Origin of the sequence: Mesorhizobium sp. M1004, assembly GCF_040318795.1 — a bacterium.
Classification (GTDB): Bacteria; Pseudomonadota; Alphaproteobacteria; order Rhizobiales; family Rhizobiaceae; genus Mesorhizobium.
The window spans coordinates 183,172-208,504 of record NZ_JAMYNB010000009.1; the positions used below are offsets into that span (position 1 = coordinate 183,172).

At 58.9% G+C, this 25,333-nt stretch carries 21 protein-coding genes and 1 pseudogene; 4 read left to right on the plus strand and 18 right to left on the minus strand.

What is annotated here, in order from left to right; translation table 11 throughout:
- Positions 1-11 precede the first annotated feature (11 nt).
- The 10 genes from trbB to NKH54_RS19940 form a co-directional block, all read right to left on the minus strand.
- The gene (gene trbB, locus NKH54_RS19895; RefSeq protein WP_023750604.1) at positions 12-980 is read right to left on the minus strand and encodes a P-type conjugative transfer ATPase TrbB; all 969 of its coding nucleotides are present in this window, start codon (positions 978-980) and stop codon (positions 12-14) included.
- Positions 977-1,390, minus strand: a complete 414-nt coding sequence (locus NKH54_RS19900; protein WP_023750603.1) for a hypothetical protein — start codon at positions 1,388-1,390, stop codon at positions 977-979. The genes trbB and NKH54_RS19900 overlap by 4 nt, the downstream gene beginning before the upstream one ends.
- Positions 1,391-1,508: 118 nt before the next feature.
- Positions 1,509-3,539, minus strand: a complete 2,031-nt coding sequence (locus NKH54_RS19905; protein ID WP_023750602.1) for a conjugal transfer protein TraG — start codon at positions 3,537-3,539, stop codon at positions 1,509-1,511.
- Between the two features lie 411 nt (positions 3,540-3,950).
- Positions 3,951-5,045, minus strand: coding sequence for a hypothetical protein (locus NKH54_RS19910; RefSeq protein ID WP_023750601.1), 1,095 nt, complete (start codon positions 5,043-5,045; stop codon positions 3,951-3,953).
- A 6-nt stretch (positions 5,046-5,051) separates the two neighbouring features.
- The gene (locus tag NKH54_RS19915) at positions 5,052-5,573 is read right to left on the minus strand and encodes a ubiquitination-like system serine protease family protein (RefSeq protein ID WP_156936517.1); all 522 of its coding nucleotides are present in this window, start codon (positions 5,571-5,573) and stop codon (positions 5,052-5,054) included.
- A gap of 18 nt (positions 5,574-5,591) precedes the next feature.
- Entirely contained in the window at positions 5,592-7,073 is a 1,482-nt protein-coding gene (locus NKH54_RS19920) for a phosphotransferase (protein WP_156936516.1), read from the minus strand.
- A 10-nt stretch (positions 7,074-7,083) separates the two neighbouring features.
- Positions 7,084-8,439, minus strand: coding sequence for a ThiF family adenylyltransferase (locus NKH54_RS19925; protein ID WP_352760120.1), 1,356 nt, complete (start codon positions 8,437-8,439; stop codon positions 7,084-7,086).
- A complete protein-coding gene (locus tag NKH54_RS19930) occupies positions 8,436-8,813 on the minus strand; it encodes an E2/UBC family protein (protein ID WP_031245464.1) in 378 nt (125 codons plus the stop codon). Before NKH54_RS19930 ends, NKH54_RS19925 begins: the two co-directional genes overlap by 4 nt.
- The gene (locus NKH54_RS19935; RefSeq protein WP_023750596.1) at positions 8,813-9,049 is read right to left on the minus strand and encodes a multiubiquitin domain-containing protein; all 237 of its coding nucleotides are present in this window, start codon (positions 9,047-9,049) and stop codon (positions 8,813-8,815) included. Before NKH54_RS19935 ends, NKH54_RS19930 begins: the two co-directional genes overlap by 1 nt.
- A gap of 309 nt (positions 9,050-9,358) precedes the next feature.
- Complete coding sequence (locus tag NKH54_RS19940) at positions 9,359-10,216, minus strand: hypothetical protein (RefSeq protein WP_023750595.1); 858 nt, start codon at positions 10,214-10,216, stop codon at positions 9,359-9,361.
- Positions 10,217-10,404: 188 nt separating this feature from the next.
- On the opposite strand from NKH54_RS19940, the gene NKH54_RS19945 reads away from it, so the two are divergent.
- The gene (locus NKH54_RS19945) at positions 10,405-10,848 is read left to right on the plus strand and encodes a hypothetical protein (RefSeq protein ID WP_023750594.1); all 444 of its coding nucleotides are present in this window, start codon (positions 10,405-10,407) and stop codon (positions 10,846-10,848) included.
- A gap of 290 nt (positions 10,849-11,138) precedes the next feature.
- Here NKH54_RS19945 and NKH54_RS19950 read toward each other — a convergent pair whose 3' ends face one another.
- Both NKH54_RS19950 and NKH54_RS19955 read right to left on the minus strand, forming a co-directional pair.
- Positions 11,139-11,384 (minus strand): hypothetical protein, encoded by a 246-nt coding sequence (locus tag NKH54_RS19950; protein WP_023750593.1) that lies wholly within the window; start codon positions 11,382-11,384, stop codon positions 11,139-11,141.
- Positions 11,385-11,468: 84 nt separating this feature from the next.
- Complete coding sequence (locus tag NKH54_RS19955; RefSeq protein WP_023750592.1) at positions 11,469-12,170, minus strand: Crp/Fnr family transcriptional regulator; 702 nt, start codon at positions 12,168-12,170, stop codon at positions 11,469-11,471.
- 401 nt (positions 12,171-12,571) lie between these two features.
- Between NKH54_RS19955 and NKH54_RS19960 the strand changes: the two genes are divergently transcribed.
- The 3 genes from NKH54_RS19960 (at position 12,572) to NKH54_RS19970 (ending at position 14,888) form a co-directional block, all read left to right on the plus strand.
- Entirely contained in the window at positions 12,572-13,084 is a 513-nt protein-coding gene (locus NKH54_RS19960; RefSeq protein ID WP_031245463.1) for a hypothetical protein, read from the plus strand.
- A 354-nt stretch (positions 13,085-13,438) separates the two neighbouring features.
- A complete protein-coding gene (locus NKH54_RS19965) occupies positions 13,439-14,320 on the plus strand; it encodes an SMODS domain-containing nucleotidyltransferase (protein ID WP_023750590.1) in 882 nt (293 codons plus the stop codon).
- Positions 14,321-14,345: 25 nt separating this feature from the next.
- Positions 14,346-14,888, plus strand: a complete 543-nt coding sequence (locus NKH54_RS19970; protein WP_280940649.1) for an SLATT domain-containing protein — start codon at positions 14,346-14,348, stop codon at positions 14,886-14,888.
- Between the two features lie 113 nt (positions 14,889-15,001).
- Here the strand turns inward: NKH54_RS19970 and NKH54_RS19975 are convergent, their stop codons facing one another.
- The 6 genes and pseudogenes from NKH54_RS19975 to NKH54_RS20000 all read right to left on the minus strand — a co-directional run bounded on the left by NKH54_RS19975 (position 15,002) and on the right by NKH54_RS20000 (position 24,371).
- The gene (locus NKH54_RS19975) at positions 15,002-16,045 is read right to left on the minus strand and encodes a hypothetical protein (RefSeq protein WP_023750588.1); all 1,044 of its coding nucleotides are present in this window, start codon (positions 16,043-16,045) and stop codon (positions 15,002-15,004) included.
- 388 nt (positions 16,046-16,433) lie between these two features.
- On the minus strand, positions 16,434-19,583 hold the full coding sequence (locus tag NKH54_RS19980; protein ID WP_353028773.1) for a DEAD/DEAH box helicase: 3,150 nt from the start codon (positions 19,581-19,583) through the stop codon (positions 16,434-16,436).
- A complete protein-coding gene (locus tag NKH54_RS19985) occupies positions 19,549-20,361 on the minus strand; it encodes a Hachiman antiphage defense system protein HamA (RefSeq protein ID WP_031245459.1) in 813 nt (270 codons plus the stop codon). Before NKH54_RS19985 ends, NKH54_RS19980 begins: the two co-directional genes overlap by 35 nt.
- A gap of 404 nt (positions 20,362-20,765) precedes the next feature.
- Positions 20,766-21,163: pseudogene (locus NKH54_RS19990) on the minus strand (IS30 family transposase); the annotation flags it as partial.
- Between the two features lie 565 nt (positions 21,164-21,728).
- On the minus strand, positions 21,729-23,144 hold the full coding sequence (locus NKH54_RS19995) for a mannose-1-phosphate guanylyltransferase/mannose-6-phosphate isomerase (RefSeq protein ID WP_023750584.1): 1,416 nt from the start codon (positions 23,142-23,144) through the stop codon (positions 21,729-21,731).
- A gap of 240 nt (positions 23,145-23,384) precedes the next feature.
- A complete protein-coding gene (locus NKH54_RS20000; protein WP_023711832.1) occupies positions 23,385-24,371 on the minus strand; it encodes a nodulation protein NodZ in 987 nt (328 codons plus the stop codon).
- Positions 24,372-25,333 lie beyond the last annotated feature (962 nt).

Sequence of the window (25,333 nt, forward strand, 5' to 3'; positions counted from 1 at the left end):
GAGGTGACCTTTCAGAGCTGCTGGAGTTGCGGAAGTGTGAGCGGGGTGACGGCGTAATCGCCGCTGCCGTCGAGACCCGTGACCTCGGCGATCGCGTCAACGCGGCGCGCGGGTCCTCTTCCGGCAACAAAGATGACCAAGTCGACGGCATCGGCGATCAGCCGGCGGGGAACGGTGACAACGGCTTCCTGGGCGAGCTGCTCAATACGATAGAGTGCGGAGCGTGCCGAATTGGCGTGAACCGTGGCAATGCCGCCGGGATGTCCGGTGTTCCATGCCTTCAGCAAATCGAGCGCTTCCGCGCCTCTGACTTCGCCGACGATGATGCGGTCGGGCCTCAGCCGTAAGGTCGAGCGTACGAGATCGGCGAGTGTGATGGAGCCCCGCCTCGTCCTCATGGCAACGCAGTCCTTGGCCGCGCATTGCAGCTCGCGGGTGTCCTCAATCAGGATCACCCGCTCATCGCATTCGGCGACTTCTGCCAGTAGAGCATTGGTAAGTGTCGTTTTGCCCGACGATGTGCCGCCGGCGACCAGGATGTTGCGCCGCTCGCGCACTGCCTTCCTCAGGGCATCAGCCTGCAGCGGGAGCATGACGCGATCGGCGACGTAGTTGGCCAGCGTGTAGAGTTTTGCCGCCGGTTTGCGGATGGCGAAGCATGGCGCCAGCACGACCGGCGGTAGCAGACCCTCGAAGCGCTCGCCTGATGGCAATTCGGCACTGACAATCGGACTATCTGCATGCGCCTCGGCGCGTACATGGGAGGCGACGAGCCGGATGATGCGTTCCGCCTCGGCAGGATGCATATGCACGCCTGTATCGACCCGGCCTTCTCCCAACCGGTCGAGCCTCAGCGCGCCGTCGGGGTTGACCATCACCTCGATGACGGTCGGATCGGCAAGGGCCTCGGTGATCGCGGCGCCCATGGCTGTGCGCAGCATGGCTCGGCGGCGGTGGTCCGCTGCGGGATGAGAGTTCATCCTTCGCCTCCGTTGCCATTGCCGTAACCAAGCGAGCGCTTCCCGGAGGCTATCTGGCGACCGACCTGCTCGACGAATTTGTCAAAGCGCTCTTGGGCGATCGCCTGTGTCGCCCGATCCGGAATTGGCGTGTGCGCATGAAGCGTGATTGAAAAGCGGATTAAGAGCGCCAGGCTCTCCAGAGTTATTTCGGCGTCGCGCCTGACATGGTCGAGATCGCGGGAAAGACGGTCCAGCCGCTTGCCGTAGCGCTGGTCGAGCTCGTTTTCACCACGCCGTTCGATGAAGGCCTCGACCGCTTTCGCGACGATCGCCGATTTTGTGGTCGACGGGTTGCTACTGAGGGTTTCCAGCTTCGCGCTTAACGCGGGTTCGAGCAGAAACTGGTGGCGAATGCGATGCGGCTTCATGGGGCTCGTTCCGACTGGCCGGCCTGATGCGCCGGCGGCGGCAACGAACATCGTCGAGATCCGCAAAATCGCTTATGGGCGTTATCTACGCTGAGCTACGCCTGAGCTGCGAAAGCGCTTAGAAGCCGGGGATGATGTCCTTGTCGTCGCCCCTTCCCTCGTTGATACCGTAGGCGCTGGCTGCGGTGGAAACCCGGTCCATGACGCGCTTGTCTGCGAGTGCCTCGGCGTCATCGTCCGCCAGATTGAAGAGGTCGTCTTGATCAGGCTCCTGAGAGACGACGACGTGTTCTTCAGGCAGGCCTGGATGACGCTGCTGTTGCACGCCGCCCTCTTCTTCGATTGCCTCGCCGGCGTTTTCGTCATCGGCAGCGAGACGGCGGTCAACACTGCGGACTAGTCCGCTCCAATCGTCGGGGCGCGACGCAGGACAGTCCGCGTACAGACCGTCGCGCAACACCGGCGCCGGCAGCACCCGTTCGGTGAAATTCGGATCCTGATAATAACGCAACTTCTGGGCGCGGATCGGCGGCAACCCCGAAACAAGGATTAATTCGTCAGCTTGCGGCAACTGCAGCACCTCGCCAGGCGTCAGCAGCGGGCGAGCGGTCTCCTGGCGACTGACCATGACGTGCGAGAGCCAGGGCGCCAGCCGGTGGCCGGCGTAGTTGCGCATGGACCTGAGTTCCGTCGCCGTACCGAGCGCATCCGAGATGCGTTTGGCCGTGCGCTCGTCGTTGGAGGAAAAGGCAATGCGCACATGGCAATTGTCGAGAATGGCGTTGTTCTCGCCATAGGCTTTGGAGATCTGGTTCAAGGATTGCGCGATCAGATAGGCGCGGATGCCGTAACCCGCCATGAAGGCGAGCGCGGTCTCGAAGAAGTCGAGGCGGCCAAGAGCCGGAAATTCGTCCAGCATCATTAGCAGTTGGTACTTGCGGCTCTTCTTCGGGTCACCTTCCAGCCGCTCCGTCAGTCGCCTGCCGATCTGATTGAGCACCAGTCGCACCAGTGGCTTGGTGCGCGAGATATCCGATGGCGGCACCACTAGATAGAGCGACATCGGTCGTTCCGCATCCATGAGGTCGGCAATGCGCCAGTCGCAGGCCGATGTTGCCGCGGCCACGGTCGGATCACGATAGAGACCGAGAAACGACATGGCGGTCGAGAGAACGCCTGAGCGCTCGTTCTCTGATTTGTTAAGCACCTCGCGAGCCGCCGAGGCCACGACGGGATGGACCCGAGGTTTGTCCGCCGTGCCGAGGTGGTTGGTGGTCATCATCCGCAGCAGTGTCGTGGCAAACGAGCGTTGCGGATCCGACAGGAAAGTGGCGACGCGGGCGAGCGTCTTTTCTTCTTCGGCGTAGAGCACGTGCAAGATGGCCCCGACCAAGAGTGAATGACTAGTCTTCTCCCAATGATTCCGCCGCTCCAGCGCGCCTTCCGGATCGACGAGAATGTCGGCGATGTTCTGAACGTCGCGGACCTCATCTGAGCCCCTGCGCACTTCCAGCAGCGGGTTGTACCGCGCCGACCTTGGATCAGTCGGGTTGAACAAAAGGGAGTACGAGAACATCGACCGCCAGCCGGAGGTCAGCTGCCAGTTCTCGCCCTTGATGTCGTGAATGACGGCCGAGCCGGTCCAGGAAAGAAGAGTTGGAACGACCAATCCGACGCCCTTGCCCGAACGTGTCGGCGCAAAGGCCATGACGTGTTCCGGCCCGTCATGGCGCAGATAGTGATCCTTCAGTTTGCCAAGGAAAACGCCGGTCGGCTGAAACAGGCCTGCCTTCTCGATTTCCCGAACCGCGGCCCATCGTGAGGAACCATAGGTGGTGACCAGCCCCCTCTGCCGCGCACGCCAGAGGGAGCCAGCGATGGCGGCCGCGCAGCCCATGAAGCCTGTGGTGGCCGCGAGCATCCCGGCCGTGTCGAAGACCTCGGGCGCGTATGCGTCGAAATGGAACCACCACTCGAACAGTTGCCACGGCTTGTAGATCGGCCATCCGGCTGCGACAAACCATGGGGGTCCGAGTTGCGGCTGATAATCTAAAGTTTGGGCGCACCATTGAGTCGCTGTCCATACGCCGAGAATGACGATGGCGAACACAACGACTATCTGACCGACAAGGAGCTTCGTCGGTGTCATGGGCGCAGCCTCCGAGTTTTGTTAAACGGAAGCAGGATGGCGTGACGTTTCAGAATATTGAAGATACCCAATATACGCGCCCGTGCGATGCAGTGAACGTTGCAGGCTTAGAAGATTGGGGGCGCCAAGAAATGTCATCGCGGAGGCACGAGCGAATGACTTGTATTAGGCCGACTGCGGTCCGTCCGGTTTCGGCCGCGATTGGATAGAAAGCTGCCTATAAGGAACCGACGCCCTTTCGGCCGCTCGTAAATAGCGAAACCCCGATAATGGTCATTGCCCATAATAATATCAATTCGCTTCGCTGCGCATTCGCAGCGATTTCGGGCTCCACTCCGAGGCGCCAAATCGCGGCGGAACCGACACTGTGGAGATTATACCTCGGGCGCGGCAGCCTTCGGGACGAGCGCTTTACGCCCCTTCCTCGGCCGCGGCCGTTGTCTGCGCCCGTGCAGCGCGCTCCACCATCTCGCGCGTAACCACTTTGTTGTGATCCCGCTCACGGTAGAGACACGCATACTCGGAGTCGTCGACATCACCCGGGCCATAGTCATGGTAGTCGAGATGACGCCAACCCTGTTCCGTGAGGTCCATGCCGTACTCTACGCCGACAAATCCGCTCAAGGGCACGATATAACTCCTTACGAAGGGAACGTCCTCGTATGTCCGCTTGATGAACTGCGCGCCGGGCGTGTTTTCGATAAACCATGGTTGCCGGCCGAACCCGCCAAACTGCAGTTGGATGATGCGGCCGAGCGTTATCAATGCCGATAGAGCGTCCTCCCGCATTGTGGAGTAGGTCGCGGGATTAAAGTGGACCGAGCGGTTGCGCAGCGTCGCGAGCTCCATGAAAGCTATCCCCACATCAGGCAAGAGCACGCCCCAGTCTTCCAGCACGCGTACGGCGAACCGCCAGTCATCGAAAGACTCGCTGCGATAGACACCGCGGTAGTGCGGCGACGCTTTGTAGTAATCCCGAAGGTCCAGGATGAGGTGGTTCAGGATGCGCTCGCCGAGGGCGCACGCAGCGACCAAGGCTGGGAAGTAGAGCCCTGATACAAAGGCGCGGCGCGCCTGTTCATGCATCAGGTTATGATAACTGACGATGGAGAACGCCTTTGCGCCAAGGTCCTTAGTGTCCTGGATCACTTGCGCATGGCGGCGTTCGCCGTACTCAGCCTTGAGCCTCTTAATCGCCTTGTTGCGGTTCTCGATATGGAGCGCCTTCACTTTCTCCTCCCAGTGCTCGCTCGGATCGTCGAGACTCAACGGAGTGGAGTCGAAATCATAGGCAAACGGGTGATACCGCCGCCGCCCACGGTCTCGCAAGGATTCGTGCCCCTCATGTTCGTAGAGGCCGCGCGCCAGGTCGGCGACCGTGATGAACCCTTCTGATACAGTGCTCTCCGCGTGGCCGTTGCTCTCGGTCTCAGCGGCTTCCCGGCGCTTGGGCGCCACCTGCACAGGCTTTTTATCTTCGACAGCAGTCGGCTCTTGGTCGGCCATGGTCCGTCAGCCTGCCGTCGCGGGTGCCCGCCGGAAGCTTGCCTGCCTCTGCTTGGTTTCTTCGATCGCTTTGCCAGCATCCACAAGCGACCGGCACGCATCAAGAACCGACCAAGGCACTTCGTCGAGCACTGCAGCTATGTCGACGAAGCTCACCAACTCGTTGGTCAGGACAGCTTCCACGACGGCTTCAAGGGATGGATTGCGCCGAAGAGACCATTTGTCGTTGGTCCAGTGTATAGTGTCGTCCCAGACGATGAAATGGGCGCCGCAGCCGGTGTCCCTCCAGACCGAGGGGAACAAAGTCAAGCCATCTTCGCGCCGGTAGAAACGCCAAGCAGGCCCGGCACGACGATCGAGATTGACTGTTAACACGTCTCCGCAACCATCAGGGCACTTCATTACGAAGGCACGCGGGACGCCACGTTCCACCAGCACGACGTCGCCCGGCCGTTCGACCAAGTTGATGGCCTCAGACTGGCGTTCAACCGAGCCTTTGAAATGGACCGCGTACGATTTCCTGAGCAACAATGGAACTCCAGACCCTTACCAAAGCGAGGGGTTTGTTACACGTTCGAGAAGGTTGCCGGCGCACTGGTAGGCAGTGCTGGCGTCCCCGTTCTTGGCTTTCGCATAATAAAGCAGCCCTACGCAGATCGCTATTGTATATTCCCGTCGCAGGTCGACGGAGTGGACCTGCCCCTCATCGAGGATTGTCGAGCGCAAGGCCGTGATCGCATTGAGCCGATGGGATGCGGCCTTGCCCTTGAGAAGATGTTCGAGCGAGACAGCGAACAGGTTACCGCTATAGAAATCTTCGAGCACATCGGTCGGAATCCGTTGAGTTGCCTGCAGGTCGGGATCGAAGCCAAGGCCCAACTCCAAGCGCGCAACGTCGTGCGAAAGCGGGCGCTTGGCCGCTCGTGTGAAATCGATCAGAACCGCCTCGGCGTCCTGGCCGCATACGAACACGTTGCGCAGATTGAGATCGTCATGGGCCCGGCACATCAAGTGGTCCTCTACCGGCAAGTTGGCGAGGCGGTCAAACAAATCATGCGGCGAAGGGCCTCCGTAACCGGCATGGCTGAGGTCTTTGTAGGTGCGTTCGAGCCCCTTCAGGTATTGCTCCTGCCTTATCACGGGCAGGAACTCCGGAAGCAAATCGAGCTTCTTCTTTTCGGGCCGGTCTCGCCACCGGCCCAACACTGTTTGATAGATTGCCTGGACGACGGCGTTGACGTCCCTTTCCGGCACGACATAGTCTAGGCGCACAGCGTGTTCGACGAAGCGGGACACAGCCAACTGTGAACTGGCCCCCAACACGCATCGCTCCAGGCATAAAGGGGCGCATCCTCGAAACGGAATTCGGTCGGCGACGACATCCCTGTAGGTCTTGATATGCTCCTCCATCTCCGCTGCGCCGCCCGATTTGACGATGAATGGCGTGTGCTGCTCCAGACCCTGTGTTTCGACCTTCCACACGGACGCTGAGGATTTGCCGCCATTCTCCTTAGAAATGTGTATCGCCGGGTAGTCGTGAAAAGCACGTCGGAATAGCAACTCGAGCTCGAGCGACAATGGTTCTAGTAGCGGGGCACCGTTCTTGCTGCGGATCGCAAGACTGTCATTGCTCGACGGCCCGCAACGGCAGCGAGCACAGAGTTCCGCGATCCGATCCCCATGAGAATCCGCAAGCACGACCAGTTGCTGCAACACGACTCCGGGAGGCTGGGCCCACTGCGCCAGCTGACCTGCACCTGACCTCGCGACAGCCATTGCGCTCGCCTCGTCGCCCGACTTCGCCACGACAACGATGAAAACGCCCCGCGCTGCGGCAGGAGCGGCGAGAAGACGCAAGCGCTTAACAAGATCTTGTCGATCCGTCTGCGACGATAACGCACCGGCGAGCACGATTAATGCACGGGCGCTGCCGTCGGTAAGATCCGCGGGCGATTGTAGCTTCTTGAGCGCGAGTTGTCGGCTGTCAAAGGGCCGCCTGTCGACCGTTCCGCCATCGACCAGGACCATTGTGCGCTCCTCAGCCTTCATGACGACGCCAGATCATGGGCCAACCATCTCCTTTGGCCAGCGCGTTGCCCCGGGAACAAACGATGCAGTTCGGGTCCGGTACCGAACTGACGGGCCGCACCGACCCATCGATGGGTCGTCCGACTAGGTGGCGTGCCGAGCCAGGAAAGCCGGTGACCGCCGATAGGAACATTGAGACAGCCATCGAAGACGTTGCGGCATTGAGAGAGATTACGGCCGGTTGCGGTTCAAAATGGCCGACAAAATACGGATCAGACCGAACGTCAGTCAGAAGGTCGCGGCGCACGGAAACGGGATTGAGAAGAGGATGGCAGTTGAGGCAGGCGAGCGGCTCGGCGAGCATCTGCACGCGAGTCGACATTGCCGTGACGATCTCATCGCGGGCGTCGATACGTACGCCGACATCGATCATAGGAAGGCGATACTGGTAGGCCATTTGGTTCAGGACAGCCCGGCTGCCATGGGAGTCTGTGCAGCACATCACGAAATCGCTATCGAGCAAAGCTCTTGCTACGGGTTCATCTATGACCGTATCTGCGATCGCCTCAACGGCCATCTCGCCTTGCGCACGTTGCACGGCAGCGCGCGCTATCAAGACCTTTGGCTGGCCAACATCGCCCGGCGTGGCTCCGAGCAGACGGTTGAGATTGGTCGGTTCCACCTCCTCCGGGTCTATCAGGAGGAAGCGGCCAACACCCAGCCGCGCGAGTTCTTCAACCACCACGGATCCGGTGCCGCCGACGCCGACGATGGCGACAGTAAGGCCGTTGAGTATCCGTTGACCCTCAAGGCCGAAGGCCCGAACATTGCGGTCGAACACGTCCGACAGGGGCGCCTGATTGCGAATACCGGATTCCCTTTCGTATGTGCGGACATCGCGGTCGACTTCTTGGATGCGGTCGATCGTAAATAGGGTTTCCCCCTCGGCATCAAATAATCTTCCCCGGAACCCTGTCGGCCCGGCGACGAGGAAACCATGCGGCCCGGATGGGCATCGAAAATGCTGGACGGGCGCCAAAATCTTCTGCGACGCATCGTCGACCCGCGAGAAGGCGAGTTCCTCTTGCATCGGATGCGAATGAGCCAGAATAACGCCGACACGGTCCTGGCGCCCCCGTTTGAGCACACTGGCAAGAAACGCGGGCGTCAAAGTCGCCTCGACCGAACTACGGGTGATATAGTCGTCCGGGCCGGGGAGGATGACGTCCCGGACAACCAGTCGCATGCCGCCATCGAAGCGGCCACCCGCGACGATCAGCGCAGCCGCTGTCTCAATCGGGGAATGCGCAAGAAGGTCGTCGCGAAGCGCCGACCACCCGCCTGCGGCAAAGACCAGCCGATTCATTTGGCCTCGCCGAGTCGCCGCCGGATCACGTTCAAATAGGTGTGCAGGTTATCGCTGTTGGGTTGCCACGTGGAAGGATGCCAGGAAAACCAGAGCCACTCTGACGGTATTCCTGGAGTAGCCTGCTGGCCGGTATTTTGCGGAGCTCCACCGTGAGCGAGCGCGAGAGCCGGCTCCGTCCAAAAACAGTCAGGTGCCGCCTGCGGATATCCGCCGGGAACCACGAACTTCACATCGACCGCGGCCTTGTTCCACCCCGGTGGAAGGCGCACCGCCGGCAAACTGACGACCGCCGTCCCACCCGCTTGCTCCTCAAGGGTCGCATTGGGGTATCTTTTATTGAAGTCTTCGAAATGACGGGCGAGGATGGACATCAGCCAAACGTCGCAGGCGGAACCGTATAGAAGTGCATGCCGTTCTTCAGCGCGACTCCCTCGCCGTCGCCGATCTGCCGGTCGGCGTCATGGCCGTGCCCCTCAAGGAACAACTGATATTGCTGATCTTTTCCGGCAAGCTGTTTCAGTTCAGCCCCGGTCATGCTTTCACTGGCCGCCTCAAAATGTACGCCATCGATATTGATGGAAAATTTCGGATGATCGTCTTTAGCCATCGTTTCCTCTGCAAATGTGCGTGTGATCGCGAGAACCCGCCCCCTAAGGAATTGAGGTACAAGCGTTACTTACCTTGAAACATACCGCCGCAGAAGCACGAATTGCCGCCTTCCCCTGCTCGCTGACTGCACCGCTTCGTGATCCCGATATAGGAACTACCTGAGGGTTTCTCATCCTTTGGCTTATTGCAGATACTGCGAGCCATGCGGCCCAATGTGGGACGCCGGCCCGACACCGGTCGGTGCCCAAATCGGCGGACCGGCAGCTTAGAGGGTAAATTTTGCAGTTCCTCAGCCCGAATGCCCCACCTATTGACCCAAGCTTTTCTGGAGCAGAAGCAAGTTCAGATCGTTTAGCAGTTTCTCCTTGGCAGCAGGATCGACCGGCGGCGGAGCAGGAGGATTCTTCTCGTGCTGGCCTTCAGGCAGCTTGGTCGCGCGCGCGGGCGCCGGCGCGGCTTTAGGCTTCTCTTCGGGCTTGGGAGCGAACACGATAGAGATTTTATTGACGTCCTTCCACGTAGTTTTCCAGCCGATGCCCAGGCTGGCCTGCCCTGTGTCGAATGGTATCGTGATGATCTTCACGCTCGCCGACGCGCCTTCGTCCAGCGTAAAACCCATCACGTACGAAACTGAATCTGGCGGCGTCTTTGTATCCGCGTAAGAATCCTGGACCTGTGCAAGCCAGTTCGCGATTCCCAGGTTTCCGGTAAGCCGAGAACCGTGCGCGCGCCTTTCGTTGACGGTTGGTGTGTCGCACTTGATATCGTCCTTTTGACCCAAGCCTATCGTGAACTTGTAGCCCACCATCCTGTCTGCGGTTCCGGTGGCGTTTGTCGCCAATGCAAACGTGCCTGTCTGCGGAATGTAGGGTACCTCGTTTCCGGCACTGCCGTCTCCGCCGCCCGTCGCTACGACATTCAGCGACAGTTCAACTGCCGCATTCCACTTTCCCTTGTCGGTCAGGAAGGTAGCAGGCCCGATTGGAGGCTTTGCCTTGGGCCGCCCGTCGCGTCCGTCTTTCAGGTCGCACCGGATGTTGTCGACAATGTCTGAGATGCGAAGTAGACCGACTTCGGTTGGCAACTTCGGAACGCTGGCGCAACTCGAAAGAGCAACGCAAACTCCTAGCGAGCCCCGAACGAAAACTTTCATGATTTCCCCCATCTTCCCACCTCCACAGGGATCACGCCTACTACGAAGATGAAATGGTACAACTAGACTTTCCACAGATAATATTGGTGAGACAAAATTATTCTAGCTGCTGATTGAGAACCACACCCTGCCAAGTTGAGGCCCAGGGGTCACTAGTGCCCATTCGGCGGCGACCAACACAAAGCAAAGCAAAGCAAAGAATGAGGGAACCCGCCTGCGGCGGCTTGCCGAGGAGAGACGGCCCGCGCCTCTCTTCCCAGGCCCTAATCAGCGACCTTGTCGCTCAATTCGCCGATTCTCTCGACAAGACGTTTGGTCAGCTCGACGCGCAGCAACGGAAAGCCTTTGATGATCTGCGTGTCCTAGTGAACCAGAACCAGCGATGGATTTACGGCGATGTTCAGGAAGGCCTGCAGACAGTCCAGGACCTCAACGTAGAGATCAGCAACCTAGCGATTTCCTCGTCGAAGCCGGTGGTCACAAGATTTACGCCCACTTATATCGCGCAGGCGAGTCAATCGGACGATGTGCTAATAGAGGTAGAGGGCTTTCACCTCTACGACGCGGAGAGTAGGCATAAGCCGAGTCTTCGGTTTGGCGCATTGCTGACGGGCATCATCGGACTGCAACCTGACCGTCCGTGATTGGGAGCCACATGGCTAAAGTGGCTGTTCCGCTATTGAGCCTCGACAGGCGTCCTAGGGATCCGCCGCATCGAACTCAATCGCAAATCCCGCGTCGATCGCGCTTCGCGCAATGAGATCGCCAAGTTCCCAATCCGTGAGTTCGCAAAGCGGAAATGTTCCCCTTACAGCGTGGCTAACCTCGGATATCGAAATGCACGGCCTGCCGACATTGCCGATCAAGTGCCGGACAATCGCTTTGGCGAACGTCCGACAAGGTAGGCCCCAGCGCGAGCGCGGGCATATGTGGCCTACGAATGGAGCCGTGGTTCTACGCCATCGGCTGTTTTTGCATCGAAAGCTACGGGCACACCGTGAATGATGGATGCCGCTGCCAGCAACTCCTCCAACTCGCGGTCGGTAGCCCTGCATGCTGGCATGAGTGTTCGGATGGCGCGGATTGCCTGTGCGATCGAGAGGAAGTTGGACCTGCCTCTGGACAGAACATAGGCTTCGGCGGCCCTTTCAACCGTAACGGTGTGGAAAGTGTTGGTCACCGAGAATTCCTCCCTGAAATCCTGACCAACACGATTTACAGCAGGAATTCGGTGGCCTTCAAGGGTTTGTCCGATCCCGGACAATCAGGCGGATGCCAGACCGAAATGACTTTGCTCCTCCTCGCCGTAAGCACCATGGGTGAGTTGCTTCATTCCAACGCGGTCGACAATTGTGATCTCGCCGCGCCTGGCGTGAACCAGCCCTCGATATTCAAGCATTTGCAGGGCGGTGGTGACACCGGGACGTCGGGCGCCAAGCATGGTGGCCGGGAATTCATGCGTCAGGTAAATCCTATTCCCTTCGACACGGTCTTGCACCATCAACAACCAGCGGGCCAACCGCTCCTCGATTTTCGAATGGCCGTTGACCAGTGCCGTCCGGGACGAGTGGATAAGGAACGCGTGGGCATAGCGAAGCAGTGACTCGCGAAGGGACTGGCTTGCCGCAATCGCCGAGCGAAGAGCTTCAACCGGGAGGATCCAGCCATTACCTGCAACCTGGATATAGGTTTCATTGGGAGACTTGTCCTGGCCGAGCAGGACGGCAACCCCTGTCATGCCGTCGCGGCCGACGATGCCGGCTTCGCTTTGCCGACCACCGGTCATCGTGGCGACCACCGACGCGATGCCCGTCTCTGGGAAATACACACGCTCGATCGGCTGATATGAGACCTCAAGCTGGGCTTTGATGCCCAGTTCGACGTGATGCATTGATGGCTGCAATCGCGCGAAATCCTCTGAGGAGAGGGTTTTCAATACATGGTTGCGAAGAAGGGATTTGGGCATGGCTCTCTCCCTGACGGGCAAGAGCACGTACCTCTTACTGTCGGCTGCGTCCGAAGGGGGCGGCCGATTCAGCGAGCATAGGCTTCAAGTGCGCGATTGGCAAAGAATCCGTCGGCGTATTGCGCCGGCACCCCCGCGCGGACCAATCCTATGAAGCCTGACGCGGCGGGGGCTCTCAAGGATTCGAATCCTGTGTCAACAGTCGGCTGCTGAAGAGCCTGACATTGTCCAAGCAGATGGACCTGAAGAATGCATATTGTTGACAATGACTTAGCTACATGCGCCGGCTTGACGTCGCCGTTGCGGCGCCATAGCCATAGCGCACGGCAACTAGCCGGCGGCATGAGGATTGTGGCCGCAAGCTAGCCATGAGGTGCTCGACGAAGCCTGAAGGTTCAACGATGAAGAAAGCGCCGCGAAAGAACGTACCGACATTCGACCATTCCGAACTCGGGCTGGGGTCTGCCGAGCTCAGAGCCATAAGAAAGTGTGAGGCCGAGATCATGCTGCTAGGCCGAAGAACGACGGAAGAAACCTTCGATCTCGGCGATCAACTGAACATCGCTGCAGCTCTTATCCCCGACCGAATGTTCGGAAAATGGGCCATCTCGGTGTCGCGATACAGTCGTCAGCACCTTTTCAGCCTGATGAAGATAGCGACCGTTCTCAAGGACCATAAGACGCGGCTTGTAGAAGCGCGCATGTCCGCCACCGCCATGGGCCACTTGGCTAGTTCCCCAGAGCACGTGGATGAGGTTCTCGCCGAACTCGAAGCCGGACGCTCACAACGGCAAAACAGATCCAGGCAATTGTCGGTAGCAATAATGAAAAAATTGACATCACTTACCAAACCTCGGCGGCGTCGCCGGTCTAAAAGCCAACGCACAGGCGAAGTTGAAGCTCGGTATTTCTGAGTTCACCGAAATATCTCCTCGATCATCGCGGATGTTGATGCCGCGCTCGTTCCGGCATTGGACGGCAAGCGGGTGTTGAAGGGGCAACTGGCGGACAAGATCGAGCGTCCAGCGAGGCTCGCCGGTTTTCAGCTGGAAAACATTGCCCTTTTCGTTGAACTAAACCCAAACAATTCGGCGGCGTCCCAGGTGATGGGTTTCCCAAAGGCAGCAAATGAGATCAACTCTCGCCGCAGCCCGCGAGCATAGGGTCATGTCAGCCGCTTAATATTCCCGTTGAACGCACACCGACGCTATTGCGCTGAAAGCATAAAATTGCCATCTACCGACGAAGCTACAGCTAGGTGGATGGGGATGGGCGTATCAGACGAGTTCTACAACTTCCGGAATAACTATAATATCGGCACCGACCTGATCAGCTCGATTGGACAACGGTACAGGCGTATCACCACGCGCCTTAATACAGACTTCTGGAACACCGATTCCAGCTCCGCCCACAGTCTCTATGTTGGCTCTTACGGTCGCGACACAGCCGCGCGCGGAATCAGCGACCTAGATATCGGCTTCCAGCTCCCCTATGCGGAATACGTCAAATACAGCGCGTATCACGGCAACGGTCAGTCCGCGCTTCTTCAGGCCGTGAAAAACTCCCTCCTCAAAACCTACGGCTCCAGCAAGGTCGGCAGCGACGGCCAGGTTGTCGTCATCTCCTTCACGGACGGGATCACGTTCGAAATCCTTCCCTATTTCAACAACACGGACGGTTCCTGGACTTTTGCCGATTCTAACGGGGGAGGTACCTGGCCGCGGTGCAATCCCCGGGCAGAGATGACTGCCGTCCAGACCCGCAATACGGCCGTTAATGGCAACCTCAAAGCCCTCTGCCGCATGATGAGGGTGTGGAAAGACCAAAATAGCGTTCCGATGACCGGAGCCCTCATCGACGCGCTCGCCTACCAGTTCATCGAGACGTGGGAGTATCGGGATAAATCCTACGGCTATCATGACTACATGGCGCGGGATTTCCTAAAGTATCTCTACGACCTCGACCGAGAGAAAACTTACTGGCGTATGCCGGGGAGCGGTTCCTACGTCTATAAGACGGGGGTGTTCTGGTTGAAGGCGCTCACGGATTACAATATCGCCGTCGAAGCCTGCAACATGCAGACCGACGACAAGGCCGCACAGCGCCGCGCGAAATGGAGGACCGTCTTTGGCACAACCTTCCCAATCTGACCCGCGGTACCAAATCGAGAGCCAAGTGCGCGAGTGTTACGGCCGTTGCGCCTACACCCATAAGATTCACGAGAAGATGGCGGAGCGGCTTGCCGACCATCAATGGTATGCGAAGTGGTTCAACATCATCCTGTCCGCGCTCATCGCCGGCGGCGCGGTGACGACCGTATTCAGGGCGGAGACGGGGCTTTTGCAATATGCGGAATACGCGACCGTCGTTCTTGCCATTCTCAGCCTGATCTATAACGCCTATCAGAAAGACCTAGACCCCGGTGCTCTCGCGCAGCGACACAGGGAAACTGCGTCCGACATATGGAATGTACGAGAATCTTACCTCAGCCTGATAACCGACGCGCTCAATTCGGCAGTGCCAATTGACGGCCTTCGGACGCAGCGCGACGAGCTGCAGGCCAACCTTCATGAAATCTATCGGGCGGCACCCTTCACGGACGGGAAGGCCTACAAGAAGGCACAGGATTCCTTGAAGGATAACGAGGAGCTCATGTTCTCCGACAAGGAAATCGACGACATGCTGCCCACCACGTTAAGGCGGTCGAGCAGGGCTTAGTAGACCGCGCCGGGTTTGCCGGAGGCTCCAACTTCCAAATAGGATGGAGCCATGACGAGCAAACGAGGAACAAGTTTCTCCCTCGCCGGAGGCGAGCGGAATTTCTCCGGTCGTTAGGCTGCGACGGGACCGTCGTACATCGCAGGGTCCCACACCTGAATGTTTGCCCCCTCGCCGTTCGGGGTGATCAGGAGTCCTTCCTCGTAGAATAGGCCGCGGGCGACATCGCCGAGTACGTCGAACTCGCTCGGAAACATCCATTCGCCGCGCTCATTCCAGAGTTTCCGGAGCTGAGCGACCAGTTCCTCGATTGCCTCGGTGTAGCCGGCCTCATCGATCGCCTGTCGGGTCTCCTCGCTGATCTCCGCCTCGCCATTGCTGCCGTCAATATGCCCAAACGTGTAGGCCGCCATTCGGAGAGGCTCCGAAATCGGCGCTCCAAGTTCTCCGACGATCCGGTTGAGATCACGATGTTTCCAGAAACCGTCGCGCGCGGCAGCGGCCTTCTGTCGAGCGACGCCTGCCACGCCGCGCAACCCTTCTTCGTAATAAGCCAGGTGCCCCGAGCCGAACGGCGCGCTCAAGCGGCAGGCCGCATATTCGTCCCAGCAGGCCTCGTTGATCTGGGTGAATATCTGCTCCTCGTAGGAGCTGACCTGCTTCTGGAGGATATTGCCGGGAAATGCTTTATCCTTCTCGGTCGTCACTTGCACGTGCGCGCATTCGTGGGCGATCAGATAGATGGCCTGTTGCATACCCGACTGAGCTCGCGCGTCGTCCTGTTCGGGGGTCGCACCGATACTCTCGATGTACGCGCCGCTGAAAACGAGGTGAACCTTGACCTTGCCGTCGCGCAGGACGGCCGGCGACATTGCGACGCCGACAAGCTGGTCATCGTTAGACCGGGCGAGCGTTCGTAAGCCTTCGACGCCTCGGTCGAGTTCGGCGAGCGCGGCATCGTAATCATAAGCGACAGTCACGCCGTCAAGCCGCTCTAAATTGATTACCGAGCTTATGAAGCGGATGTAGCTCGCGAGGTTGTGGGCGATGCGGTTGGCGTCCTCTATGTCAGCGAACGCCCGCATCGCGAACGAAAGGTCCGCCGGTGCGGTTTGCGGCGGCAACGTGATTTCGGCGTCTTCAGGTTTCGCGGACATGTACCGATCCTACGGGAACGCGCCGTAATGCGACACTAGCAGTGGCAAACCATCCACCGGGAAAAGACGAGGCATATTATACTGCGGCTACCACCTAGTGTCCCACTCATCGGGACACACCTCGATCGCTGGTGGCAACGGTTTGGTTTGTTCAGACGAACAGGAGCGACCGCTAGCGAAAATATCAGCTTCAACGGCGGCTTTGGGACAAACCTTAAGGCCGGCTCAACGGCCGAAGTCAGGCGCGTTCCCGCCTGGCAGCTTTGGGGCCGTGACCGGACTGTCCGGTCTTGATACGCGTCGAGCGGATAGCTGCCATTCGGCCACCGACCCCATTGCCGCTGTTCGAGGTACTTTCCTCGCAATCCCGTAGATTGGCAGGCCTGTTTCAGTCATAGCCGGACGAGAGCTCGAGCGCGACCTCCTCGAAGTATCTTGGGAACGGTTCAATAGTGGCCAGTACCAATTCTCGCTGCGTCCGACATGCTGTGACCACGTCGCGATAGCCATCGATGACCGGGAACGCGTCGCCAAGGGCCTGGGCCACCACTCTGTCGGCGAATCCAGCCTCTTGGAACGCAATAGCCGCGTCACTGGACAGACCGTACTTGATCTTTTTCTGGACGGTCACCAGCCGCGCATGCAGATCTTCGGATCGCTCCTCAACGAGATCGGCCAATGCAGCAACGACCATCGACAGGTCGTACGCGTAACCGCTTTCGCACAGGTGGACGACGTGCTCCGAAGTCGCTCTCGCGTTACCGAACTTGACATGGGCGGCTGTCAGCCGCGCTCGGATTTCGTAGTAGGTCCTGCCGGCGATCCAGTCGGCAAGGCAATCCGGCCGCATTGCCTCGGGTACCGCCGCCAAGACCGGTGCGTGGGCGTGCCGTGCCGCCTTTTCCATAATCGCGGTCAACAGCTCTTCCTCGGTTTCGATTGCCGCGAGCCGGTCCAGATGCATGTCGATCCATTGCGCCAAAGCCTTGACGTCCGCCGGCGGTAGTGGCGACTTTCGGACCAGTTTGATCAGGCTGAGGTCCGTCCCTTGTTGGACGGCTTTGGCGGCCGCCTGAAAAACGGCCAGGACCTTGACCCTCAGATCGTCGTCGGAGAGATGATATGCTAGGGTGCTCCGCGCCAGTTCCTCCACACGCTCCTCGGCAAGGTCACTCTCGAAATCAACGTAGGACAGTAGATACGATGCTATGCTTTGCACCGCGCGCGCCCGGTCGGAAAGAAACCTGCTGAAGTCCTTCCCTATTAGCCCGGGGCGCTCGCTCACCGCGGCGGCGGTATACGCCGCGATGGTCTGCTTGGTAGCGAATGTGAGATCGAGCCATTCCGTCGGCAGATCCAATGTGATGGTCGGCTTTCCTTTTACCTTCTGCTCGAAGCTGACGAAAAGCTTGAGAATGCTGCTCGCCGACGGTTCCGAATTATCCGCATCCAGCAGCCTGGTGGTCTTCGACCAACGCCATCGGCCGTCTTTCTTTTTATCGTCGTAGAGCGATGGCGCGGAAAAGATCACGTTGCCTTCGGTATACATGTCTGCCCGGCCCGCACGACCCATCAGGTTGTGGAAGTCGCGCACCGCTATCTCTTCTTTGCCCTGCTGGGTGGACGTCACCACCAAGTAGCGGATCGGGAAATTTACGCCCTGCGCTAAGGTGGAGGTGCAGACTACCATACGAGCCAGACCCGCCTTCATAGCATGTTCGATCGACAGCCGCAGGCCCGGCGGCGTGTTGGCGTGGTGCGACAGGATCCCGAGCTTCGCAGCTTTGGATACTCGACCATCTCCGAGGTGAGTTTGGCATAGATCGGCAATCTTGCGGATCTCGTTTTCGTCGGAGCAAGCCGCCGGCCAATCGAGCTCCAAGCCGCGCCCTGCAATTTCGACGGCGCGGTCGCAGACCGTGCCGACGCTCTCCTTCTTCCCGCAGAAAATGGCCACGCTGCCGTTTGCGGCGAGATGCTGACCGAGAAAGAGGCCTATGTCGGTGTTGCTTCTGGTGGTGCCGCGTTCGGGGAAACGTTTCACCTTCAGTTCGCGACCCTTTTTGGCCAGTACTTTGGACTCAACGATGCGGGGCACGAAGAATTCATCCGCGTTCGGATCGGCCGGGCTGACGTAGCGCAACCAGGCCCGCTCGAACTGCCAGCTGGCGAAGGCGATGTTCCTAGCCGTCGGCAGCAATCCCGATCCCGACACCACCGCGGTCTCGTCGCCGACGAGCCAACCGGCAATCTCGGCCGCGTTCCCGATGACGGCAGAGATCAATACGACCTGGGCGTTCGTAGGCAGCGAGATGCGCATGGACGCTAGCAGAAGTTCATATGTTGGCCCACGGGTCAGTCCGTCGAACTGATGTCCTTCATCATAAACGACCAATCCGACCTCTTCGGCGAATTCGGGCTTACGCCGAAGCATGTAAAGGAGCTTTTCGGGTGTCACCACGAACACCGAATTCTGTCTTCGCGCTCCCGCGAGATCGATGTCGAAAAGGTACGAATCCGAGATCTCGTTAATCAGGACATCTTCGCCGGCGAATGAGCGCACCAGATCCGAACGGATATCGTGGCACAGTGACCTGAATGGACCCACAATGACGACCAGGGACGATCGCTGTGCTAGGAAATGGGCGCGGATCAAGAACTCGGTGGCGCGGGTTTTGCCGGCCGACGTTGGCATCTGGATCACCGCGGAACGACCGCTCAAAATTCCCTGTTCGCAAAGCAGTCTCTGGGCTGGCCAGAGCTCCGTTGGGAACGATCCTTTCCTCAAGGCCGGTGCCCAATCGGCCAAATCAAGGCCCGAACTCGGGGGCAGAAGCGTCCTGGCCGCTCCGTCCAGTTTGCGGGAGACAAGCGCTATCACCACGTCGGCGTAGAGCAGCTCCCGGGCCGACCCGGCCAAATAAGCATGCGCCTTGAGTTCCTCGCAGAGGAGACGAATTTCCTCGGCTCCGCCCTGCAGGGCGTAAAACGCCCGGAGAGCGGCTAACATTCTATTGGCGAACAAACGGTGCGCGAACGACTCCTCGACCGGCGCGAAAAGCCCTTTCAGAATCCGATAGGCCAGAAAGGCGAGACCATGCCCCAACTCGAGGGCTGGAGATTCTGTCCTCTTCATCACGACCGCCGCACTGCCGATACTGTCGGACAGATAGTAGGAGGTGGCGCACAGCAGGGAGAACTCGTTGGTCAGATCCTCGTCCAGCCTTGATTCCAAGAAGGCGTCGAAATACCGGGCGGAGAAGTGAACCATGTCCCGGATCGATCCATCCGGTTCATCCCAGGACCTTGGCATGGCGCTCTCTGTGTCGGAAGTGATGAACCGGTCCGCAAGCGCCGCCGCGGAATCGCCCAATATTCCGATCGCTAGCACCACCAGCGAGTCCGGCGCGCGCGTGAACTCGTTGTAGTCGGCTTCCGCTGCCCTGAACTCGTGCATCTTGGCCCGGGACCTGACGGAAGCCAGCAGTTGGATCGAGTTGTTCTTAGGCCTCATTAGCGGCTCGATCGTAAAGGGCATGTACCAGGTTCATCATCGACGTGCCCCGGATGATGAGAAGCTTCAGGTTTTTGAAGTTGGGATGATGCTTGGCGAGCGTCGTCGTGAAATCGACGCTGTCGAATACGTCTTGATCGAGCACGGCTCCGGCGGCGTTCACGCGTTTGAACGGGCGATCGTTTTGGTTCTGGAAGCGCTGCACACGTTTGGCCGCCAGCCGGTCGGTGCGCAGGAGACGTTGTTTGATGGCGTTCAGGGACATCGCCTCGCGTGTGATGTCCTTGATGGAATCCTCAACCGCGTTCTGCAACCGGTTCTGTTTCTTTGCCTTTAAGCCCGCCTTCGACTCAATGAGAAGAAGCTCGTCCTTCGGGTGAACAGGATCGTCGCCATGGAACTTAAATGCGACCACGTCGCAGCCGTTCGACGGAACGTTCCGGTTGTCGCGGTTCTCGTATCTACCCTCCCGGGGGCACCAATAACCCAAGATGTACTCCGCGAAGTCGGCAAGCAGGATTTCGCCGAAGTCACCCGAGCGTGTACCCGGTCCAGGAGGATGGACTGGGTCTGGAAACTTCACTGTCGCGAGATAGGTGGCTGGCGTGTGCCCCGTGCCCTCGATAAAGTCCGGTAACTCTTCGTCCTTGCAGTAGTGCTGCCTGAAATGCTTGGCCCACGACGATAGCACTGCGTCGTCTGGCTGGTGTTCCAGATCCCAGACCTCGACCTCGACGCCTTCGGTCGTGGCAACATTGGTCGCCGTCTTCTTTAGCCAGCCGATGTGCGCAGGTGCCGCCATGATTCCCCCAAATCATCACAGCCTCTAGCATGCACGACCGAGGTCCGAAACCGCCTAAAGATGGACATGTTGTAGTCATGACATGTGGACCAAGGCGCTCGGCAAAGACCGAGTTCAGAAGGGCAGGTAGTCTTCGAACCGCGCTTGCCTCTAATCCTCTGAGATACGTTGTCGACTTCTGGCGGACACCCGCTACGTACATCGCATTCGCCATCTCCCAGAAAGCATGCGCCACCTTCGGTGCCAGGGGTCAATTTTGCTTCGCAATCAACCGAAAGTTCCGAGATGTCTCTGAGAGGAACAGTTGCGCAGATTCTGCGGGCTCCTTGCCGTTGATAGAGTCCGCTTCTGGCGCCCTGCGGCTTATGGCTGAACGACCAGAGTGGGGCGGTGGGTTCAACCGGTCATCGCAACACCTTCTGTAGCCTATAGGCCGGCGTTTCGAAGTCCAGGGTTTTCGGGGGTCGCTGATTGAGCCGCAGGGCGACGGCGTTGAGTTGGGCCTGCGAGACATGGGAGAGTTGGTGTCTCTCGGGAAGTACTGCCTGAGCAGACCGTTGGTATTTTCGTTGCTGCCGCGCTGCCAAGGACTTCGCGGATCGCAGAAGTAGACCTGTAGATCGGTTGCAACGGTGAAGCTCTTGTGCCGAGCCATCTCCTTACCCTGGTCCCACGTTAGCGAGCGCCGCAACTCTTCGGGCAATGTGCCGATCGTTTGGGCGAGGGCCGCCACGACGGTGGCCGAGTCCCTCCTCGCCACCTTTACAAGCATCGTGAATCGGCTGTGTCGCTCGACGAGGGTGAGCCGCTCGCCGCGTTTGTTGGCCAGCCCCTCCGTTCCTTTTATCAGCAGGCTATCTGCGGCGGTCTGGTGTTCCAGCTTAGCGATGGAAGTCGTCTCGTTCGAACCGTGGTTGCGATGGCCTTTCAATCAGTGCTTGCCGGGATCATGCTTGCCGCAGACCTGGTCAAGCATAGTGCGGGTTTTCCGATAGTCCGACAACCAGCACTCGCGTGTATCTACTGCGCCCCCTTGGTTCTCACCTCCATGATCCGAAAGCCAAAGATTCCAGCGGCCGCTGCATCTGCAGCGATGAGGATTTCATTTCCGCCTACAGGCTGAAATACGGCTGTGCCGTTGAACAGCTGAGCAACGGGTCCGCCCAAAAAGATCTGAAGTCTTCGTTACCGCGGACGGCGCGCTGTCAAGCGCTCACCGATGTTTTCGACCACGATCGAGTGCCTGATGAGAGTGCGGGGCGGATACTATGACACGCTCGGCCCGCTGCTTGTCAATGTCAGGCCCAGAACCCACGACAGAGATCCTTGAGCGACGGCTCGCCGTTTAACGTTTTTTGTACTGTTATCTACGTTCGACCATATTCGTCGTCGAAGCGAACGATATCATCCTCGGCGAGATAATCGCCGCTCTGCACTTCAATGATAACCAGGTCAATTCTGCCTGGGTTTTCGAGCCGATGCTTATGGCCGCAGGGGATGTAAGTAGATTCGTTTGTCCCCAGGAACAACTCCTGCTCGCCATTGACGATTTTGGCGGAGCCGCTGACCACGACCCAGTGCTCCGAACGATGATAGTGCATCTGCAGGCTCAACTGGCGACCGGGCTTCACCTCGATGCGTTTGATCTTGAAGCGCTCGCCTTCCTCCAGAACCGTATAGGTACCCCAGGGCCGGTGTACCGTGCTATGGACCAGATGAGCTTCATGTCCCGAAGCCTTGAGGCCCTCGAAGAGCTTCTTAACGTCCTGAACGCGGTCGCGGGATGTGACAAGCAAAGCGTCCGGGGAATCCACGATCACCAGATCGCTTACGCCCACCGTGCCGATGACGCGCTTGTCTGAGCTCACATAGGTGCCGGTCGTGTCGACCATGTGCACATCGCCGCGTATCCTGTTCCCGCTTTCGTCGGGGGCGATCAAATCGGCCATTGCGTTCCAAGATCCGATGTCGTTCCAATCCATGTCGCAGGGAATCACGGCAAGTCTGTTAGTCTTCTCCATGACAGCGTGGTCGAGCGAGATTCGCGGCGCGGAACCGAAATGCTCAGGCGCGAGTTCGATTTTGGCAAAGCCTTGGCATTGACTGGCGCGGCCGTTCTCATAGCTGTCGGCGACGGCCTGGAGCACCTCGGGACAATGCAAAGCCATCTCGTCGAGCATGGTTTGCGCACTGAAGCAGAAGATGCCGGCGTTCCAGAAGAAGCGTTGAGACGCGACATAGGCTTTGGCTGTCTCCAGATCCGGTTTTTCAACGAAACGGACGACGTTCTCACCATCTGCTTCGATGTAGCCGAATGCGGTGTCCGGTCTGGTTGGGGTGATGCCCAATGTGGCGATCCGCCCGAGCTTCGCATGTTCCATGGCCAGGCCCATCACGTCTAAAAACGCAGGCAGGTTGCTAATCAGGTGATCGGCCGGGAAGACGCACAGGATCGCGTCAGGGCCTTGCGTTGCCCTCGCATGGATCGCGGCTGCAGCCACGGCGGCGGCCGTATCCCGAGCTTCGGGCTCGAGCAGAAAGGTGCGTGGCAGGACCACGGAATCCAGTTCGTCAAATTCGTCCTTGGCCAGGAAGAGGTGGTCCCCGGATGTAACAGCGACGAGTTCCACGACACCTTCTATCGAAGCGGCGCGCAGCACAGTGTGCTGAATGAGAGAATATCCATCCGCCACTTTGAGGAAAGGTTTGGGGTGCGATTGCCTTGAGGCGGGCCATAGCCGCGATCCGGCTCCGCCGCTGATGATCACGGGAATGACTTTCATAACCAACCTCAATTTCGTCTCTGGAGTGATCGCCCGCGTTCTTTCGAGCGTCAGCGTCACGATCGCCGTCGCTCTGGCTTGTCTGCGGCCCCCGCGTAACAGCGAAGTTCTGGCGCGTTGCAGGCGGCGTCAGATGACGACGCTATCGGTAATGTACGACGCCTCCACTGGCGTCGGTGAGAAATGCGCATTCAACTATGCCTGTTGGTTGCGTCTGCCGAATTGCGCAGGTGGCGGGTCTTAACTGAGATCAGAGACTTGGCTGCCTTCTATCAAAGTCAAACGACTTGGCTCTTTCAGATCGAATTCAATTACCCGTGGTGCGAAAAGGCGTGCATATCGTGTAAAGGCGCTCGTCGGGGGAAACCGAATTACGGTATCGCAGCGCCCGAGAAGATACATCTCAACGAGGGCGGAAATTCCGCCGTCAATCCCGAGTGCTGCAGTGTGTAAGGGGCCACCTTGATTGGATCCGAAGTGCTTCGGGACAGTGAGCAGATCGGGAAACCTGGCCGACAGAAGATCCAGTATCCGCGCGCTGTCCGTGCATAAGAACAGCCGCACAGGCCTGGGGTGCGGTAACGCCTTAGCCTTGTCAATTGCAGCGCACACTTGCCGAACGGCGAGCTCCGGATCGGCCCAGTAGGGCGCATGCTCCATGATGTCTTCACCGTTACCGTGCCGAACATGAATCCCGATGATGCTGTGCCCCTCAAAACATTCCTGATAAATGGCATCTATGCGGGCTTGAATTTCTGGCCGAGGCTGGACACTCTGGAACACCTGCCGCTCTGCATCCTCATCGCACCGCCACATCAGACAAGCGTCACACACTACTGTGTTCGCTTCGACATCGTGTTCGGCCTGAAAGAGCTCGCCCAACTCATCGCGCTCTTGGAAAATCTGCTCATCTGGCCGGTAAAGGCACTCGATCGCCGGCCTGTTCCACCACTCCGGGAAGAATGGACCAGGGAAGGAAACGTCGTTGATCCGGTCGTCGGAAATAGCCGGCACGCCAGCGATGTCATTGATCGGCTGGAAGAACACCGGAAACGCATTTGTGAAGGGTTGGTCGAGGTAGCAGGCCCCCCGCCAGTCGATGACTAGAGTTCGTCCCGACCGCTGCGCGTAGCGCCAAGCGGCCGCCAATGACCACAGACAATCACCGAACCCCGTACGCCTCCGAGAGACGACGAACCGGCGCTTTTCCAATCCACTAACATGCATTTTCGGAAATCTCGTTTCGGAGAGGAGGTTGCATCCGGTTTGGAATCCTTAGTCGACATAGTAGACCCTGACGCCGGGCCCTTGGCAGAGGCCGGGCCATAGGGCAGAAGAGCTCACTCAGAGCACTGCCCACTAATCCCGTGACGCTCGCAAAGCTTGAAGCCGATGCCCTCGCTTAGGGTTGCCCTCGCTTCCGGTTCAGCCTTCTCTACTGGGCCTCCGCCGCATATGTAAAATCTATTGAGTGGATGCCGGCCATCCATGTGTTGGATGCCATGATGAAGGGGCTCGGCTGACGCGGGCCCGGTCAATAGAGCCGAAACAGCCGGAAACGCTACGACACTGCCTGCCGAAGCAAATCATTCCGTCGACGCCGTACGCCAAGGGTGCAAGGCTGCATACAGCAACCGGTACCGGGCGAGATGAGGTCGACGGCTCGACGCGCCTGGAACCAGCTGATCGACAGAATCCGCAGTCGGCTCCCAAAGTTCTGCACGACCTGTGCCGGATGCTGTGGTGACGCTCGCGGCCACGAACTTTGTCCTCGCCCCGAACGGAAGCTCGCGCTACGACTCCGGGCCGGCGATGCGCCCCCGCTGCTCGCTCAGACCATCCATTCTGTGGATGCACTTTATCCAAACAATCGATTTCACGGATCCAAACAATTCCCATTAGAAGACGCTGAAGCAAGAAAGAAAGGCGTCCTCACTCGCTGATAGAAGAGCAAATCAGCTGCAAGGTGCTGGGAGTACATGTCGCTCAGGGCGTGAGCTGAGCGGCACTCAGACCGCATGTACGAATCCGTCAGGTTAGCGGCGCGACTCTATTTTCGCTCGTGACTCTAAGCAGAGCAGGTGTGCTCGGCTGGCGGACAGTCAATGACGATCTTCGCGCCGCATCTGTCGAAGTGCTCCATGGGGCACGGGGCGGGCCGCACATTGTGTCGGCGTGGCGAGCCGGAG